The sequence below is a fragment of the Limnobaculum allomyrinae genome (assembly GCF_016649425.1).
In the GTDB taxonomy this organism is placed as follows: Bacteria; Pseudomonadota; Gammaproteobacteria; order Enterobacterales; family Enterobacteriaceae; genus Limnobaculum; species Limnobaculum allomyrinae.
In genome coordinates this window covers 547,683-565,431 of the sequence record NZ_JADRCR010000001.1, presented here as the reverse complement: position 1 = coordinate 565,431, position 17,749 = coordinate 547,683, and the positions used below count along the sequence as shown (strand labels likewise).

The 17,749-nt window shown below is 44.3% G+C and carries 19 protein-coding genes; 13 read left to right on the top strand and 6 right to left on the bottom strand.

The features are described 5' to 3' along the window. Nucleotides 1-158: 158 nt before the first annotated feature. The 4 genes from I2494_RS02580 to I2494_RS02565 all read left to right on the top strand — a co-directional run bounded on the left by I2494_RS02580 (nucleotide 159) and on the right by I2494_RS02565 (nucleotide 3,208). Entirely contained in the window at nucleotides 159-434 is a 276-nt protein-coding gene (locus I2494_RS02580; RefSeq protein ID WP_218465556.1) for an SDR family NAD(P)-dependent oxidoreductase, read from the top strand. 419 nt (nucleotides 435-853) lie between these two features. Beyond that, nucleotides 854-2,161 carry an anaerobic C4-dicarboxylate transporter family protein gene (locus I2494_RS02575; RefSeq protein ID WP_218465557.1) on the top strand — a complete coding sequence of 436 codons (1,308 nt, stop codon included), beginning with the start codon at nucleotides 854-856 and terminating at the stop codon, nucleotides 2,159-2,161. Between the two features lie 55 nt (nucleotides 2,162-2,216). Continuing rightward, on the top strand, nucleotides 2,217-2,939 hold the full coding sequence (locus tag I2494_RS02570; RefSeq protein ID WP_218465558.1) for a FadR/GntR family transcriptional regulator: 723 nt from the start codon (nucleotides 2,217-2,219) through the stop codon (nucleotides 2,937-2,939). A gap of 56 nt (nucleotides 2,940-2,995) precedes the next feature. Next, entirely contained in the window at nucleotides 2,996-3,208 is a 213-nt protein-coding gene (locus I2494_RS02565; RefSeq protein ID WP_218465559.1) for a hypothetical protein, read from the top strand. 102 nt (nucleotides 3,209-3,310) lie between these two features. Here the strand turns inward: I2494_RS02565 and I2494_RS02560 are convergent, their stop codons facing one another. From I2494_RS02560 to modA, 6 genes are all read right to left on the bottom strand, one after another. Continuing rightward, on the bottom strand, nucleotides 3,311-4,642 hold the full coding sequence (locus I2494_RS02560; RefSeq protein ID WP_218465560.1) for an anaerobic C4-dicarboxylate transporter family protein: 1,332 nt from the start codon (nucleotides 4,640-4,642) through the stop codon (nucleotides 3,311-3,313). A 116-nt stretch (nucleotides 4,643-4,758) separates the two neighbouring features. Next, nucleotides 4,759-5,358: an argininosuccinate lyase gene (locus I2494_RS02555; protein WP_228350817.1), complete on the bottom strand. Its 600-nt coding sequence runs from the start codon at nucleotides 5,356-5,358 to the stop codon at nucleotides 4,759-4,761. Next, nucleotides 5,336-5,803 (bottom strand): lyase family protein, encoded by a 468-nt coding sequence (locus I2494_RS02550; protein WP_228350816.1) that lies wholly within the window; start codon nucleotides 5,801-5,803, stop codon nucleotides 5,336-5,338. The genes I2494_RS02555 and I2494_RS02550 overlap by 23 nt, the downstream gene beginning before the upstream one ends. Nucleotides 5,804-6,081: 278 nt before the next feature. After that, nucleotides 6,082-6,711, bottom strand: a complete 630-nt coding sequence (locus I2494_RS02545; RefSeq protein WP_218465561.1) for an ABC transporter ATP-binding protein — start codon at nucleotides 6,709-6,711, stop codon at nucleotides 6,082-6,084. After that, nucleotides 6,695-7,480, bottom strand: a complete 786-nt coding sequence (locus I2494_RS02540; protein ID WP_218465562.1) for an ABC transporter permease — start codon at nucleotides 7,478-7,480, stop codon at nucleotides 6,695-6,697. The genes I2494_RS02545 and I2494_RS02540 overlap by 17 nt, the downstream gene beginning before the upstream one ends. Nucleotides 7,481-7,507: 27 nt before the next feature. Beyond that, the gene (gene modA / locus I2494_RS02535; RefSeq protein ID WP_228350815.1) at nucleotides 7,508-8,263 is read right to left on the bottom strand and encodes a molybdate ABC transporter substrate-binding protein; all 756 of its coding nucleotides are present in this window, start codon (nucleotides 8,261-8,263) and stop codon (nucleotides 7,508-7,510) included. Between the two features lie 1,516 nt (nucleotides 8,264-9,779). Between modA and I2494_RS02530 the strand changes: the two genes are divergently transcribed. The 9 genes from I2494_RS02530 (at nucleotide 9,780) to I2494_RS02490 (ending at nucleotide 17,680) form a co-directional block, all read left to right on the top strand. Further along, nucleotides 9,780-10,376: a fimbrial protein gene (locus I2494_RS02530; RefSeq protein ID WP_218465563.1), complete on the top strand. Its 597-nt coding sequence runs from the start codon at nucleotides 9,780-9,782 to the stop codon at nucleotides 10,374-10,376. Between the two features lie 117 nt (nucleotides 10,377-10,493). Next, nucleotides 10,494-13,073 carry a fimbria/pilus outer membrane usher protein gene (locus tag I2494_RS02525; protein WP_218465564.1) on the top strand — a complete coding sequence of 860 codons (2,580 nt, stop codon included), beginning with the start codon at nucleotides 10,494-10,496 and terminating at the stop codon, nucleotides 13,071-13,073. A gap of 90 nt (nucleotides 13,074-13,163) precedes the next feature. Beyond that, on the top strand, nucleotides 13,164-13,889 hold the full coding sequence (locus I2494_RS02520) for a fimbrial biogenesis chaperone (protein WP_218465565.1): 726 nt from the start codon (nucleotides 13,164-13,166) through the stop codon (nucleotides 13,887-13,889). After that, nucleotides 13,886-14,683 (top strand): hypothetical protein, encoded by a 798-nt coding sequence (locus tag I2494_RS02515; RefSeq protein ID WP_218465566.1) that lies wholly within the window; start codon nucleotides 13,886-13,888, stop codon nucleotides 14,681-14,683. Before I2494_RS02520 ends, I2494_RS02515 begins: the two co-directional genes overlap by 4 nt. A 131-nt stretch (nucleotides 14,684-14,814) precedes the next feature. Further along, a complete protein-coding gene (locus I2494_RS02510; protein ID WP_218465567.1) occupies nucleotides 14,815-15,258 on the top strand; it encodes a hypothetical protein in 444 nt (147 codons plus the stop codon). A 202-nt stretch (nucleotides 15,259-15,460) separates the two neighbouring features. After that, nucleotides 15,461-15,709, top strand: coding sequence for an IS1/IS1595 family N-terminal zinc-binding domain-containing protein (locus I2494_RS02505; protein ID WP_218465568.1), 249 nt, complete (start codon nucleotides 15,461-15,463; stop codon nucleotides 15,707-15,709). A 56-nt stretch (nucleotides 15,710-15,765) separates the two neighbouring features. Further along, complete coding sequence (locus I2494_RS02500) at nucleotides 15,766-15,912, top strand: hypothetical protein (protein ID WP_218465569.1); 147 nt, start codon at nucleotides 15,766-15,768, stop codon at nucleotides 15,910-15,912. Nucleotides 15,913-15,949: 37 nt separating this feature from the next. Continuing rightward, nucleotides 15,950-17,065 carry an LPS O-antigen chain length determinant protein WzzB gene (locus I2494_RS02495; protein ID WP_218465570.1) on the top strand — a complete coding sequence of 372 codons (1,116 nt, stop codon included), beginning with the start codon at nucleotides 15,950-15,952 and terminating at the stop codon, nucleotides 17,063-17,065. Nucleotides 17,066-17,134: 69 nt separating this feature from the next. Continuing rightward, a complete protein-coding gene (locus tag I2494_RS02490; RefSeq protein WP_218465571.1) occupies nucleotides 17,135-17,680 on the top strand; it encodes a hypothetical protein in 546 nt (181 codons plus the stop codon). Nucleotides 17,681-17,749 lie beyond the last annotated feature (69 nt).

The window sequence follows — 17,749 nt, the reverse complement described above, 5'->3', positions numbered from 1 at the left end:
CTTGTTTATAGCATTTAACCTTCTACTCATAACCTAAATTCCCCTACATTATTTGCGGCCAATCTGGTGCTTATTCAACCGATCCCCCTTGTTATAGTGTTTTCAGATAAAGGTGATACCACCTTTGAACATGTCTAAAGCCAATATAATGAGAAAGTATGATGACCAGAAAACCAGAAGGAAAAGAGATACTAATAACCGGTGAAACATTCGGTATTGGTGAAGCGATTGCCAAAATTTATGTGAAAGAAGGCTGCAAAGTTGCTTTACATGATATTGATGAACCGTGCCTGAAGAGGGTGGCCGGTGGAATGTTTAATCAAGGCTTTGATGTTATCTCTCTGGTGGTAAATATAAGATCGTATTGTATGTTTATTAAACAAACCAGCGTTAATAATTCGTATGATGTCTATTTATGCAGTTTGAGTAGATAATAATTAATTTTTATTCTTCCCGGTGCTTTAATATTTTCTAATTATTCAAACCATTAATAATTAACTATTCTGAATGAAATAAAGATTTGTCATTTTTCGGTTCATTATTTTTTCTCTTTAAAAACAATATGGTGACTCATTTTGGTAAAATCTTAACACATTGTCTTGTCTCTGTTTTTTAATCAATTCATGTTAGCTATTGCGATACCCGAGACAAATATCGACTAAGATTAATTATGTAATTACGGGCAAACAGAAGTGCTGGCGAAATAACGAGGTGCCAGTTTACTCTCATGATTTATATCAATGTTGATTAATTAAACACTTCAAATGCAGCTGACAATTTAAATGACTTAATACATTATGCAGAATGTTTTTGATTTCTTATCTCTGCAAATAATAACGATAAGGTGATACAGATGGATCTCTTTTTAGTGCAACTCGCTGTCGTGTTGTTATGTATAGCTATTGGTGGAAAAATTGGTGGAATAGGGCTGGGTGCTGCAGGGGGAATGGGGCTGTTTGTACTGGCGTTTCTGTTTCATCTGGAACCTGATTCTCCGCCGGTTAGCGTCATGCTGATTATTATTTCGGTTATTACCTGTATCACCATTCTTCAGGCCGCGGGAGGGCTTGATCTTCTGGTATCGCTGGCAGAGAAAATGTTACGCACCAGACCCAATGCGATTACTTTTCTGGGGCCATTCGTCTGTTATATCTTCACCATCATGTGTGGAACTTCTTATATTGCTTTCTCGGTTTATCCGGTGATTGCGGAAATCGCTACCGATGCCAGAGTCCGTCCGGAAAGAGCCATGTCTATGTCGGTAATTGCGGCCAATATGGCACTGGTTGCCAGCCCGATTAGTGCAGTTGTGGTGGGAATGCTGGCAAAAGCAGCCTCATTAAATATTACCCTATTGGATATTCTCTCTATTACGGTACCGGGCACGCTGTTAGGTTGTTTAGCCGGTTGTCTGTTTGTGTATAAGAAAGGTGCAGAGTTGTCCGATGATGAGGAGTTTGTTCGGCGTCAGCAGGCAGGTGAGTTCGATTTAACTACACTGTCAGCGGCAAAAATTGGCAATCCGACTCAGGCTAAAATCGGTCTGGCTATTTTTGCCGTTGGTGTACTGTTGATTGTTATTTTGAGTTCTTTTAAAGCGATGAGACCTGAATGGCACGGTGAGGTGATGTCAGTTTCTACCACCTTGCAAATACTGATGTTAACCACTGCCAGCCTGATTATGATTTTTTGCCGCATTCCGCCGGAAAAACTCCATGAAGGTTCGACCTTCAAGTCCGGTTTAATCGGCGTGGTAGGGATCTTTGGCTTATCCTGGATGACCGGTACTTTCTTTGGTACCTACAACGATCTGTTTATTACCAACTTCTCTCATATTCTGAATGAGTATCCGATGGTGTTCGGTCTGGTGCTGTTTTTCCTGTCGATACTGATTTACAGCCCGGCAGCTACCATTATTGCGCTGATGCCATTAGGGGTAGCGATGGGGCTTCCGGCGTATACCCTGATAGCATTACTGCCTGCCGCCTGTGCTGTGTTTATTATTCCCGGTGGTGCGCAAATCGCCTGTGTAGCCTTTGACCGAACCGGCACCACCCGGTTAGGTAAGTATGTTATTAACCACAGTTTTCTGCTGCCCGGTATGGTATCGTTAGTGATGTCGGTTGTTTTTTGCATGTTGATTGCTAAAACATTCTACTGATTTACCGACTAAATAACTTATATCTTATTGAATTAGCGAAGTAAGGGAGCTGTTAATGGGTTCTGAATCGGTTTTTTTTGAAAAAGTGCGCTCGCATATTTTAGAGCAGGCAACTTTAGGCGAACGAATTGAAACGGAAACAGAACTGGCGGCGCGTTTTAAGGTTACTCGCTATCAAATAAGAAAGGTGCTGACCTCGCTGACCCAAATGGGAATTTTAGATAGATCGCCTAAAAAAGGCAGTGTGATTCGCCAGATGAACACCGATACTTTAAGCGATCAGATGCAGATTCAGTTTGGTGCGGCGGGGTTTGATATTAATGAGTTTTTAGAAGCGCGGGTGTTAATTGAGTGTGCGATTCTGCCTTTAGCCATTAAGCGTATGACGCCGGCACTGATGGGAAAATTAGAAAACACCCTGAATCAGATGGAAGAGTTTGCCCATATTCCTTCCAAAGCAGACCAGTTTGACCGGGATTTCCATCTGCTGATTTTGCAGGCCTGCGGCAATCGCGTGTTGCAGGTGTTCTCTGATGTACTGATAACCTACTTTGACAAAACCTCTGCGTTATTGAACTCTTTTGGTCCGGAGTATTTTGTTGATATTGCCCGGCAGGAAAAAGCGATTCTGAGTGCGATTAAAAGCGAAGAGGTTGAGTTGGCGGTAAAACTGTTGCGGGAGCATTTGGTGAATACTTCACAGACTCTGCCGCCAGAGAATGTTGCTGTTAGTAAACCGAAGGTTAAGCGCAATAATAAAAAGGCTGATAAAGAGTAATTTGTTGGCTTTTTGTCTGTTTTGATTTTGGCGAATATTCCGGCCGTAAAGGCGGTGTGTTTATACCAACGTTGTGTCCGGCCGGAAAACCATCGGTACTGAGTTTCCGAGCGCGTCGGGTCTGGATTCCCTGGGGCAGTTATGAAACACCTTGCGGGCCAGCACAAACACTGTTCAAACAGGCTTGCCTGTTTGTCGTTGGTTTACGCCAGGTCGACCCCAGCGGACAACGCTTTGCGTTGCCCCGAAGGGCAGGCGTCAGCCTGTAAATCTCCCCCTCCGATTGGCTATTTTTAGATATAAGATCTAATTGATAAAACTTAATCCAAAAACTGACAAAGGGTAATCTGTCAGTTTTTGGTGTGGTTTAGCTAGAACACAATTTTAGAAATGAAATAGCCTGCAACTACTGCTGATATAACCATCACAAAACCTGGCCGTAGGTAACTGTGGTTGATAACGTATTTACCCAACCGGGTGGTGCCGGTTCGGTCAAAGGCTACGCAACCAATTTGGCCTGCACCGGGAACGATAAAGTCGCCACAGGTTGCCGGGTACATAGCAACCAGCAGCGCAGGGGGGATCCCCATGGCTGCGCCTAATGGCATTAGCGCTGCCACCGTGGCGGACGGGCTGAAGATAACTGCCGAGAAGCAGAACAAAATTAAGCCAAATAGCATCGGCCAGGATTCAACCATGTGTTTGAACAGTTCTTCGAACAGAGGACGATAGGCATCGAAGAAGGTACCGGTCATCCAGAAAATACCGAATACACCAACCACGCCAATTAAACCGGAACGGAATACTGAGCCGGAGGCAAACTTATCGCTGGGTACTTTACTAAAGATAATGATAAACAGGGCTGCTGCCAGCATGACCATTTGGATCAGAGCTGGAGTGGCCAGAGGCACCATTTTTCCGCCCACTTCCCAGGCGGGCAGCAGAGACTTGACGGAGCCAAACAGAATAACGGTGGCAACGCCAATACCAAAAATCAGTACCCCAACTTTAGCGCCAAACGTTGGTTTATAAGCCTGTACTTCTTTTTGCTCAACGTGCAGTGACTGATAGTCACCTGCGGCAACTCTGCGTTGGAATTCCGGATCGTTCTCCAGCTCTTTTCCACGTTTAAATACGGAGAGACACCCACACAATGTACCAATAATGAACGCAGGGATACTCACTCCGAGGATTTGGATAATAGAAACGTCATACATCGACAGGGCTGCTATCATACCTGCGGTTGCGGCACTCATTGGGCTGGCGATAACCGCTATACCCGCGGCGATAACGCACATCGACATGGGCCGTTCGGGCCTGATTTTAGCTTCAGCGGCAACTTCTGCCACCACCGGATATACAGCAAAAGCCACGTAAGCCGTTCCACAAAACATGACAAACAGTGAGCAGATGAAAGGGCCCAGAAAGGTGATTGCGCTGGGTTTTTTCCGCAGCATCTTTTCCGCGACGCGCACCAGAAAATCAAGACCACCGGCACCTTGTAATACGCTGGTACAGGCGATAACCGCGATAATAATTAATAATACGGCAATCGGTGGTGAGGCAGGTTGTAAGCCGAACAGTAGCGTCAGTATACATACACCTAACCCCCCGGCCGCACCCAGTCCAACCCCGCCATAACGTCCACCCACACCGATACAAACAAGTACAACTAACAGTTGAACCCAGAATAATTCAGACATAAGAGTCCCTCCTACAACATGCAAAAAGCACGGCAGTCATATAGGTTATTTTTATTTAAGGCATCAGCGCAGAGTGATGAGCCGATGCCCTATGACATGATTGGCTAGTTCAAGGGCTATAACAGGCTCTTGGCCAGAGCGATCTGCTTAGTCACGGCATCAGGCGCTGTACCGCCGTAGGACTGTCGGGCACCGACTGAGGCTTCCAGCGTAATATCTTCATAGATATCGTTTTCAATTTGTGGATGGAAGCTGTGGTACTCATCGAGTGTCAGTTGATTAAGCTTTTTGCCATGCTTAATGCAGTAGTTCACTACGCTACCTACCACATGGTGAGCATCACGGAACGGAATGCCTTTGCGTACCAGATAGTCGGCCATATCGGTAGCGGTTGAGAACCCACGGTCTGCCGCATCCCGGGTTTTATCTTCATTGATTTTCATTTTCTCGATCATTGGCGCAATAATCTTCAGGCCGGCTTGCAGGGTATCCATTGAGTCATAGACCGTCTCTTTGTCTTCACTCATATCGGTGTTATAGGAGAGGGGGAGGCCCTTCATAATGGTGAGTATCGCCATCAGATTGCCATAAACCCGACCACCTTTGCCGCGCATTTTTTCCGCCACGTCAGGGTTTTTCTTCTGCGGCATAATGCTGGAACCGGTACAGAAATCGTCAGACAGTTCGATAAACTTAAAGTCCTGGCATGATGACATTAAAATTTTGTTCTGCTTTGGCCACAATGGTTGCTTGTAGCGCACGGATATTCTGTTGAATTTCCAGAATAGTCGCGCGCATATGCATTTTAGAGTCCAGCGTGGTTTGGTCGTTTCGGCTTCTTCCGGTATGTAGTTTTCCACCTACGGGGCCTACGATCTCGGTCATGCGTTTTTCAATTGCCATATGAATATCTTCATCAGCGGTACTGAAAACAAACTGGCCGTTTTCGATCTCTTGCTCTACTTTTTTAAGTCCGCTAATGATGGTGTCTGCATCACTTTGGCTGATGATATTTTGACGCCCCAGCATGGTTGCATGGGCGATGCTGCCTTTAATATCGAATGGACATAGCCTTTGCTCAATCATGATGGTTGCATTGAACTCTTCGACAAGTTTGTTGGTTGGTAAATCAAATCTGCCGCCCCATAGTTTTGATGACATGTTACTTTTCCTCGTTAGATTATTTTTTATACATAAAAGAACGTAATGAATCTGAACTACAACACACAGTCATATTGTCGACAATTAAGATTATAAAAACGACAATATGGATCACATAATCGACAAATGAATTTTGACAGAAAGTAATTGTTGTTCTTTTTGTGTGAATTTTTTGTTTAACAATGTGAGAGGTAGGGAGAAAAATGATGAGAAATCAACTCTGACGGATAACGCTATAGGCAGGCTTCTTCGAATTTAAAGAGAAGAGATCATGGGGATTATCCGTTAGTGGTTACGGCTAAAAGGCGGCCATCATCTATAGCTAAATGCTGCCGGGCTAGCGCTTCAACCTCTTTCGGCTCATGAGAGACTAATAACAGGGTGACGGAAAACTCGGATTGTATGGTTTTCAGTGCCTGCCATAAACGCAGTCTGACTGACCAGTCAAGGCTGGAGAAAGGTTCATCCAGTAATAATAATCTTGGTTGGCTAATTAACGCTCTGGCTAACGCTGCCCGCTGTTGTTCCCTACCAGAAATTTGTGAGGGATAGCGTTTAGCTAAATGTTCTATTTCCAGTAACTGTAATAAATCACGGCGCTTTTGCCAATCTTGTGGCTGCTTTGCTGCGTATTGAGCAAGGCGAAGATTGTTTTCTATTGTTAGGTAAGGGAACAGATATAAACGTTGATTTAAGTAGCGGCAAGGACGCTGCCAGATAGGCAATGTATCCATGCACTGGTCCGCAATGGAAATCGAGCCCTGATAGTGAATATTGCCAACAATGGCATTGAGTAACGTGGTTTTGCCACTACCGGAAGGGCCGCATATTGCGGTACAGGTTCCGTGCTCAACGGAAAAACTGACCTGTTTTAAAATACCGCAGGAAAGGTTATTCACTTTTAACATCGGGAATCCCTTTTTGTTGTAACAGATGCAGTATCAGTAACAGGAAGACGGCAAACAAAATTAATAACAGGGCGCAGCCAACCGCTAACGAAAAATCACCGCTGGCAATATTCAAATACACGGCAATAGGCAAGGTTTCGGTTTTCATTCGTGTTGCGCCAGCCAGCATTAGCGTGGCGCCAAACTCCCCCAGTGCACGGGACATTGCCAGCACACAACCACTGAGTAATGAACGCCAGACTAATGGAATTTCAACCAGGCAAAGGGCTTTTAACGGGGTGAGCCCTAAGTTATAGGCCGTATGCACATAGGCGGGAGCGATAGAGGTAAAGGCAGCATAGGCGCTGCGGGTAATAATGGAACAGGCGACATAGGTTTGAGCAATAACAATACCAAAGGGAGAAAACAGCCATTGGGATATCATCGGTGCCACTTTACCTAATGGCCCGGATTGCCCCAGCAACAGCAGCAGCCCAATGCCGACCACTAAAGGTGGCATCACCATTGGCAAATCCAACAGTATGTTGATAATTCGCTTTCCGGGTACGTGCAAACGAGCCATGGCCCAGGCGGCGGGAAGACTGATGATACAGGCCAGCAGCAATGAGATGAGCGCCGTAGTGACAGATAACATTAACGCAAACTGAATCTCACTGTCTGACAATAGCTGGATAAGGTGACTAAAACTCAGTTGAGTAAAGAGTGAGCATAGCGATCCTACGATTAAAAAAAGTAGGATCGCCAGAGGTAATAACGTTAATTTTGCCACCTGTTAACCTGTATCCGTATTAATCAGTTAATTGCACTTTACCGGTAGGTATCCCCGATCGGTAAAGTTTTTTATGCCCTGCGGAGAAGCAAAAAATTCAGCCAGTTGTCTGGCAATCTCCGGCTGAATACTGGTTTTTAGCACGGCAATCGTGGCGACTTCTTCGGGGGTTCCATCCGGCGAAGGTAACAGCGTTAGGGTGTCCTGGTTTTTGATAGCATCAGAACGACCAATAACGGCTGCGTCTACATCACCATTCAGTAAATAAATCAGGAGCTGTTTAATGGTCGTAGCCTGTACCACGATTTTGGCTTTTAGCTCTTTTTCATAACCACTGGCGACCAGTAACTGCTCTCCACTTTTGCCTAAGGCAATGGCTTTAGGATCGCCCATACCAATCTTAAGATTACTTTTCGCCAGTTCAGCCAGAGTATGAATATCACCACCGGTGGCTTTTCTGACGGCCATGACCGGTGTATGAAGTACTAGTGGGTAAGAGGAACTCACCTCTCCCTGTTGCTGCAATTTCTCAACGTAGTCCGCAGAGCCGGGCAGAAAAACATCACCGGTTTTCGTCAGATTAAAGCGGGTAAGGATTTGTCCTGAACCGCCATACTCAATCACCACTTTATGGCCAGTATCTTGTTCAAACTGTTTTACGATCGATTCTACAGGCTGACGTAAACCTGCTCCGGCATAGAGGTGTAATTCTGCTGCGCTGGCAGAATAACTGGCTAGTAGTAAGCTCATCAGGGTAAGTGCTTTTTTGAATAAACGAGGCATAACGGATTTCTCATTATTATTAAATACTGTTCTGGCGTTGGGTTCGATGACTTAGACAGCATGATAAACAAAAGCTATCGATATGTTATTATTTATATAGCGATAATCAATGTAACATGCCTGTTTGACAAAACAAAGATGGTTTGAATACCACTTTAGCGTTGTTTCAATCGACTATAGTGAGGGTAAAAAAGTGATTTACTGGTCCGCTCTTGATCTATTCGTGGCGGAGTAAATCGAGCACCCGACATCAAAGGTGGTATGGCAAAAGTAATCAGATAAAAGATGGAAATGAAGTATTTCGTATTAAAGCTACACACCTTTTGAATCATTATGAATGAATGCGTTTATCCGATTCTATTTTTACGAACAGGACTGATGAAGATGCGATGGTTATTTGATATTACAGTAACTGAAGATCTCGCTTGTCATTGAATGTATCCTCTATTGGTATTTTTACAAAAATATTCCGACACTTTTACCCATCATCTTAACTATGCTAAGTATGAAAAATTGCATTTGATGAAAAAATTAATGAGAAAACCTGAATTTTTTATGGCTGGAATTTAGCAAGTTGATAATGATTCTGAGCAAACCATGGGGTAGTTATAGTTTTATCGCTTTGAGTTTATCGCTAATTACAATGTATTTTTTATTTAATGTAGTATTCATTTTTATCTGCGGCTTACATTTTCATAAACAAGAAAATAAATTAAAACTAAAATCATTTAATTATGTAACTATTTCCTTGGTTATTATTATTTTCATTCTTATCTTTCGCTTTCTCTGAAGAAAAATCAATAATGTTTGCTGTTAATTTATTTGGTTAACTTTTGATTTTATTGGGTATTTTTTTTGATTTCAATCAATTTATATTGAGTGCATTATCTATGATTAAAATTCAAATTACTCATAATTGGTAGTGTCATTATTTTTATTTTAATTATCTTTAAAAAGGTTATTTTTATGTAATGGATTTATTAAATCTATTACTCTTTTTTAAATTTACAAAAAAATAGGTGGATTGAAAAAAAGTTTTATCGGCTATATTCATTAATTATTCATATTAATTATCTTATTAAAATACTACACATTGGGTTTATTGATCGTTTTACTTAATTGAATTGGTTTTTATTGCTGGATTAATCATATTGCACAGCATTATTGATCGTGTTCTAATGCTGAAAAGCGATAAAAAGTGATTTATTGATGTTTTTTTTGAATAAATCACTACATGGTGATTTCAGGGTGATGGGGCGACGTTGCTCTTATTTAATGGACTTTTAAAAACATTAAGATGATAGAAAAATAATTTCAACACATTAAGTTATTCTCATTAACTTATTTTGAAAGATGAATTCTCATGCATATAAAAAGATGAGAGTGTTTACGTGAGTAGAGCATGGATAGCTGCATTCGCAGGCCATCTGTCTGTGTCTCAGATCATGATGATATAACCAAAAAATACACATTGGTTATTTAATTTAGAAAGTGAAATACCAACATGGAGTTTGTTATGAAATTGAATAAATATCTTTTGGCAACCGTTGTGGCAACGGCTTTAAGTAGTGCGGCCGTTCAGGCGGCTGATGGAACGATTACTTTTAACGGTACCGTGACGGATTCAGCCTGTACCGCGATTGCATCTGTTACTGCGGATACCGTAGCAACCGGTACGCCAATTTCAGCTACGCTGACCTTGCCGCCGGTTACCACTACCACGCTGAACGCTGCGACAGGCACTTATGCTGGTCAGACTCCGTTCTCTATCCAGTTAACCGGATGTGAGGCAGCCACAGGGCTGAGCAACGTGCGTGCACTGTTCACCACCTCTAACACGCCGTCTGGTGATGCCCATGTGATGGCGAATACTGCTGCGACAACACCGGCAACTAACGTCGCGGTTGCCATCATGCAACAAAACGGCACTACGCAGATTGACCTCAATGGAGGTATGGGCGGTACCGCAACCGATCCGGGGGCTGCATTACCGGTTGCCGGCTCTCCAGGGCCACTTAATCTGCACTACAAAGCGGCTTATAAGTCACTTAACCAGAGTGTAACGGCCGGTAACGTGACTGGAGTGGCTGATTTCGTCATCTCCTACTTCTGATAACTAACTCACTGCATTTAATAGAAATAACAACCACCACGACAGTGATTGTCGTGGTGGGTATGAAATGACTTAACGGACTGAGAGAAAGTCAAAATGATAAAGTTACCTAAGCGAATGATTATAAGAAAAAAATGCACTTTATCGGTTATTGCTGCGTCGATTTTACTGTCATTTTCTTCTGGCGTATGGGCAGAAGAAAATGACAGTGAATTTGAAAGTGCGTTTTTGCGAAAAGACAAAAATGGCGCTTCGCCAGACATCTTTCTCTACAAAAATGCCATTGCACCCGGAATGAAACGGGTGGAAGTGGTGGTCAATGACCGGATCACCGATGTGTATGAAGTGAATTTTGTTCCTCAGTCACAGGGGGGGCAGGTAGTGCCCTGTCTGAATCGTCGGTTGTTGAATGACGCCGGCGTTAAAACCGAACTGTATGACAACTGGCGAACGTCACTAAAAAATGATGACGGGCCTTCAGAAGCATCAGCCGTTTGTGATGATTTAGAACAGCGTATTCCGGCCGCCAGAGTATTTTATGATGATGCGCATCAGCAATTGCGCCTGACCTTGCCGCAGGAAGCAGTAAATAGCCAGCGATTTCAGATGATTTCGCCTAAAGAATGGGATGATGGTACACCAACCTTACGTACCGCTTATAACGGCTATTTTTATCATTCCCGGCAGAAGAACAGCGGCAGTGATGGCGGGCGACATATTAACAATAGCGCCTTCGTCAGTCTTAATAGTACCGCCAGTTTTGGTGCCTGGCGGGTCTATAGCTTTGATACCTTTAACAAGAATCCGGATCGGGGCTGGCAGAGTAACCATGACCGGTTGTATGCCGAGAGAAATATTGTTTCGCTGAGTTCCAAAATTTCTGCAGGGGATATTTATACCTACACCCCCAGCAATATTATGGGGGTTATCCCACTGCGGGGTTTTACCCTGGGTACTAACGAGCGCATGTTGCTGGAGTCGCAGTTTACTTATGCGCCGATTATTCGGGGAACGGCGCGTACTAACGCCCGTTTGATTGTACGCCAGCGAGGAAACATCGTTTACAGCAGAACGTTGACGCCGGGTGCGTTTGCCATTGATGACCTGTACTCCGCTCAAATGGGGGCTGACCTGGATGTAACGGTAGAAGAGACCGACGGTACTGAGCAAAAGTTCAGCGTTCCTTATACTTCTCTCCCCAATATGATACGACCCGGAGCACTACGCTATAGCTTGTCAGTAGGGGAGTACCGGGATAATCAATCAGACAAACCGGTGATGGGAGCGCTAAGTATTGAGCGGGGATTTGAGGCCTTTACCCTGAATGTTTCCGGTCTGGGCTCAGATGATTACCAGTCAGTTGCTGTGGGTGCAGCCTGGAATATCGGCAATATTGGGGCATTTTCACTGGATATGGCGCAGGCCCGTTATACCTATGACCGGGTATCCGGTCAGCATGATAAAGAGACTAAAAATGGTACCGCATTGCGCCTGCTGTACGCCAAACAGTTTGATACCACCGATACCGGATTACGTATTTTGGGTTATCAGTATCGCTCGGAGCACTTTCTCTCGTTTTCCGAATTTAACAGCCGTAATTACCACCGCCGGGAAGGGTACGATAACGACTACGAAGATGGCGATAGCCTGTGGAACAAACGGCGTCGCAGCCGCCTTGAAGTGAACGTTAATCAGGGAATGCAAGATTACGGCAGCCTTTATCTGACGCTGAGTCAGGATCGTTACTACGGCACCTCAGAAAAAACCACTTCGGCTTCTGCGGGCTATGGATTTATGGCAGGACCAGCCAATATCAGTCTGGCCTATACCTACAGTAAAAATGGCAAAGGGGATAACGATAATTCACTGAATCTGGGCATCAGTATTCCTTTGCGCTGGGGAGAGAGGGGCAAAAATTATAACTCGGTGAATTACAACCTGACCCGCAATAAAGATAACCGTTACAGCCAGTCGGTAGGCCTCTCGGGCAGCAGTCAGAACAGTCCGCTGTCCTACAGCCTGAACGTACAGCGAGATTATCAGGAAAAGTTCAGTGAGTCCGCCTCCCTGAGTTATGACTCCAGTCTGGCGATGCTGAATACCTCTATCAGTCACAGTGACTATTCGGATCAATTTTCGGCGGGGATGTCTGGTGGTTTAGTTCTGTATAAGGGCGGGCCAATTTTAACCCCACGAATGGGGGACACCATCGCTATCGTGGAAACCCCGGGTGCATCAGGTGTCGGCGTGTCAGGCAGTAATAATCAAACCGATTATTTTGGGCGTGCGGTAGTGAACTACCTGAGCCCTTATCGCTACAACACCATTAGTCTGGATACGACTAATACTCAATCGGTAGAGCTGAAAGAGTCTGCCAGAAAGGTGGTGCCCACCGAGGGCGCGGCAGTACTCCTGCGTTTTGCCACCCGAGTGGGGCGACGGGCGATGGTGATCGTTCAGGGCCCAAATGCGGTACCGGTAGGGGCGATAGTGACTGTTGAAGGACAGGATGAAGAGGCCGGTATTGTGGGCAATAACGGTTTGACTTACCTGACGGGACTGGACGCTCGCAACGATGAATTACTGACCGTTTCCTGGGGCAGAAACAACCAGCAGTGTCAGTTTACGTTGCCCAAATTGCCGGATGCCGACGATAAATCACAATGGCATCAGAAAATCCCGGTGAACTGCCGCTGACAGCCAGAGTTAACCCGGAGCAATCGCCCGATATTGAATAGTGATGAATTGAAAGGAAGTGGAAAAATGATGTTGAACAGGCTGAATAACATGAAACGTACAACTCTCGCCGCACTGGCTTTGGGAACCCTGTTGCTCTCGGCACAGACTTTCGGTGCGGTTCGGCCACAGCTAACCCGAATTGTGGCTTATGCAGCCGACAAAGAGACACCGATTGAGGTCATTAATGAGAGTCAGGAAACCTACCTGATTCAGTCCTGGCTGGAGGATTTAAAGGGCAATGAGAACAATCTACCGTTAGTGCTAACGCCGCCGGTAATGAAGATTGCTGGTAAGCAGGAAGGCAAACTGCGTCTGGTGGTGTTACCGGCAGAAATCCCACAGGACAGGGAATCAGTGTACTGGTTGTCGATTCAGGAAATCCCGCCCAAGGCGAAAGATAATGAGAACAATAAACTGGTGCTGGCCATCCGTAGTCGTCTGAAGGTGTTTGTGCGTCCAGAGGGGCTGGATGGTAGTAAGGCCGCCGATGCGGTGAAGTCATTACAGTGGGATGTTGAGCGTGATGGGGGTGAAGTATGGCTAAAGGCCACCAATCCAACCCCTTATTACATCAGTTTTGGCAAGCTGGAACTGAAGGCGGGTGGTACAAACGGCACCACGCTGGAAAGTAAAACAGCGATGCCGGCACCGATGAGCAGCCAGCGCTATGCGGTACCGAAGAGTTTTAAAGGTAAATCAGTAACGCTGACCTACAGTGCGGTGAATGATTATGGTGGGGAGACTGAGGTGTTGAGTACGGGGGTAAGATTATGAAAAAACCGTTAAAATCATTTATTGCTATCGGTGTGTTGAGTCTGATGGCAGGGAATGCATTTGCTTATACTGTAAATCATTCATTTACTTGGGTTACCCCAGACTGTCCAAAATTGTCGGGTTCGGGGAGTTCAGCAAATCCTGCCCTAAATAAAAGTGCGGGATCTTGTACCTTTACATATCCGGATAATAGACCGTTTAACCAGGCAAGAACATTAATCGTAGATAACCATTTGCCTAATGGTTCGGTGCTTTATTCTTGGAGCTATGATAATTTTCTCCCCAACTTTGGTTGGTCCTGCACAAGCTCGGGAATTAAACAATGCGCAAATACTGTAAAATCTAATACAGGAGTAATCGTCAATGATATTCCATATAGATTAAATATGACCTATTTATCCGGCGCCACACAGTTATCCCCTGGTATTTATAAAACTTCAATAGAAGGTATTGGTATAAAGTTTTACCTGAAAGTATCAGGAGATACATTTTATAATTTCGGCACCTGCAACACCTCAACTGCTAGCTACATTGGCGCAAGCGGCAATATTAGTAACCCTGCTGCAGGCAGTGAACTGGTTCTGGGAGGAGGCTCAGGCACCTCCGTTAATGGTGTTCTTTATGCGTCTATGCACTGTGACTCTAACACAGATAACAATATTCCAGGTCGCAATCTGCATTTACTTAAAGGAAAAGTGAATTATTCCATCAGGGCGGAACTGATAAAAACGGGCGATATTACGACGTCAGGGGCATTAAGCATTATAGGTGCAGTGGTGGTTCTTCAATTATAAGTCCAAACCCTCTGAATTTAACGGTTCCTACTAGTGCTTTCCTTGGTGGTGATGCTATCAAGATACAGCAACCAGCGTGCAGATTACGCGGGGCAACAAATTATCAGATTAATTTAGGTCGCTGGGTCAATATGGCCGCCAGTTCTATTCAGCCGAATGTTAGTTTGCCCATTAGTGGAAATATAAAATCGGTGGGGCTGAATCTTGAATGCTCTGGCAAAGTTAATAATGTTGAATTCAGTTTTCAGGATACCGGTGCGTCGCCATTAACTAACCATAATATTAGTATTTATGACAGTATTGGTGGACAAAAAATTGAAGGGCTGGAAGTGGAAATGCTTTATAACGGTACTCGCCTGGATGTCCATAAAATGGGCGAAGCGACGACGACCTATAAAACGAATACTGGTACCCACGGCAGCATAAAAACCAATCCATCCGATTTAACATACAATAGCCAAAGCAGTGCCTCATTCGGAGCGCGTTTTGTTCAGCGTAGCGCTATTAAACGTAATGGAGTGGCTTATACCGGTCCGGTAACCGGAAAAGTTAATATGTTCGTCACCTATTATTAATAAAATAATAAACACTAAACCGAAATTACCAATGGTTAAACATTAAGTTAATACCTATTCTCAATCTGTTTTTGGGAAGCCACTAACACAAGTTTTATTTATAAAATTAACTATTAGCCTTTTGTCATAATTCAAGATTAATTTATTTAACTTATCAGTATTTACAGATTTATTTAAAAGTGAAGTTACAGGAGAAAATACCATGTTCAATAAAAGAATCGTTTGTCGATATTGCTTTAAAGGTAATGCGATTAAAAAACACGGCACTGCACCTTCAGGTTATCAGCGCTATTTATGCGGTCACTGTAAACGAACTTTTCAGGGGGAATATATTTATAACGCTTATAAGTCACCTGAAGAATTAGAAAAAAAGAAAGAGTATTTAAATAAAGAAAGACTCTCCTTACTCAAGAGCCTGTCCAATATTGATAAGCCGGGCATGGTTAATTAATTGAAGGTCATTAAACCCGGATACTCAATAACTATCCTGACCGATAAGAGAGCCTTATGGTGATAACTCATAAGGATATTAATGCAGGCAGGGAGTTATTTTCCATTATTGCTCTCAGCCTGTCACTGAATTACCTGGTAGTGGCAGAAGATAAAGATAGTTTAGTGGGCGGACAGACTAATAATAAGTCGGTTAAGTCATGATGCCGTGCAACCGGCAACCACCAGAGAGATTCCGAATATGAAGAGCATATTTGCAGATAATAACAATCCCCAAACGTTGGGCTATCGACCATCACATAGCGATGAGATTGACCTTATCGACCTTCTGATGCAGTTGTGGCAGGGGAGATGGTGGATAATCACCTTGACCGCCGTGGCATTTTCTCTGGGATTAGCCTATGTGATGGTGGTGAAAGAGCAGTGGAATGCTAAATCCTACCTTACCGCCCCCAGGATTGCCGAGTTTGGCGCTTATCTTGAACAACGACGAGCCTTTGCTCTGGTGCTGGGACTAAACGAAACGCCGACGGATATGTCACAGCGTCTGTTTAACCATTTTACCGCGCTGGCGTTGAGCCCGAATGAAAAATATACCTACCTGTTGAACACTAACTATTTCCGTCAGGAAACCGAAGGGATGACAGAAGTTGAACAGCGGCTTTGGTTGGAACATATGGCAGAAAAGGAGCTGGTCATTTCATCTCCGGATGAAAGAAGACAATTACCTTACTTTATTCTGGAAGCAAAAGCCGACAGCTCAGAGACAGCTAAAGCACTGATGGAAGGCTATCTTACCTTTATTAATCATCGAGTGTTGCAGCGGGAAGATACGGAGTTTCGTAACAGCATTACCGCATTGGTTAATGTCCGACAAAAAGAGCTGTCGGATATCGAATTCAGTTTGCAAACCCAACATGAAAACCAGCTAACAGAACTCACCCGGGCGCTGGAAACTGCCAGACAAGCAGGTATTAAAGACTATTACACCAGTGCCGCCGACAATGGCAATACCAAAATTGAGCTGACCAACAGTGTGCACAAATACATGCTGGGGGAGAATTTCTTAAGCGCGGAGATAAACGGATTAAAAAGCAATCCACTGGTGTATCCGGTTCGCTACTACGATATTCAACGAGAAATACAATTGCTTGCCCCGCTATTAATTCAAACATTACCGGAACAAACCTACAGCTATCAGCGCACGCTGGATGCCTCAGTTAAAAAGCAGCGCCCCAAAGTTATACACATTCTGGCTCTCTGCATTTTGGTGGGGGGAATGATAGGGATAGGTGCCGTTGTATGCCGTGAGGTGTTAATCAATTACCGCCGCCGATGCTCATTGATGAATAGCTGAGTCTGTTTTATTCCCTGTACCGGGACTATCTGATTCTTATTAAACACATTAACAACTAAGGAAACCGTAATGAAACTAACCACGCTATTATCTGGATTGATCCTGGTCCCGACGCTGCTTTTATCCGGCTGCGATAACGAAGAGAAAAAAGCCTGTGAAAACGGCAATATCCTGAGCGGAAAAGCATGCATCACGCTGCCGGATGGATTTATCAAAATGCCGGAAGAAATACTGAAACAGAAATACCCACAGGCACAGCGCCCTAGCGAAGCCTGGTATATGGAAAGTGAGAACGGCAAAGTATCACTGGCTTTCAGTCAGACAACTCAGGCCGTAAAGGCGTCTCAACTTCCGGTGCTGGCTGAAAGTATGAAAACCCAACTGGTTGCCTTCACCCCGAAAGTAGTTGAGGTCACGGTTAACGGCCAAAAAGCAATGCAACTGGAAATGTTAACTCCGGATGGAACCAATCCTGGGAGCCCAAAAAACCTCAATATCATGCAGTTCTCATCGATGAACGACAAACTGCTGATAACCACCTTCAGCGTTAGTGAAGATCTGCAGGACAAATACCTTCAAAACGGTAAAGCGGCACTGGCTAGTCTGGTCTGGTAGTGATTTTGATTAAAACCAGGTCGCTAATTTAACGGTGGCCTGTTTAATTCCATCATATTGATAATACGA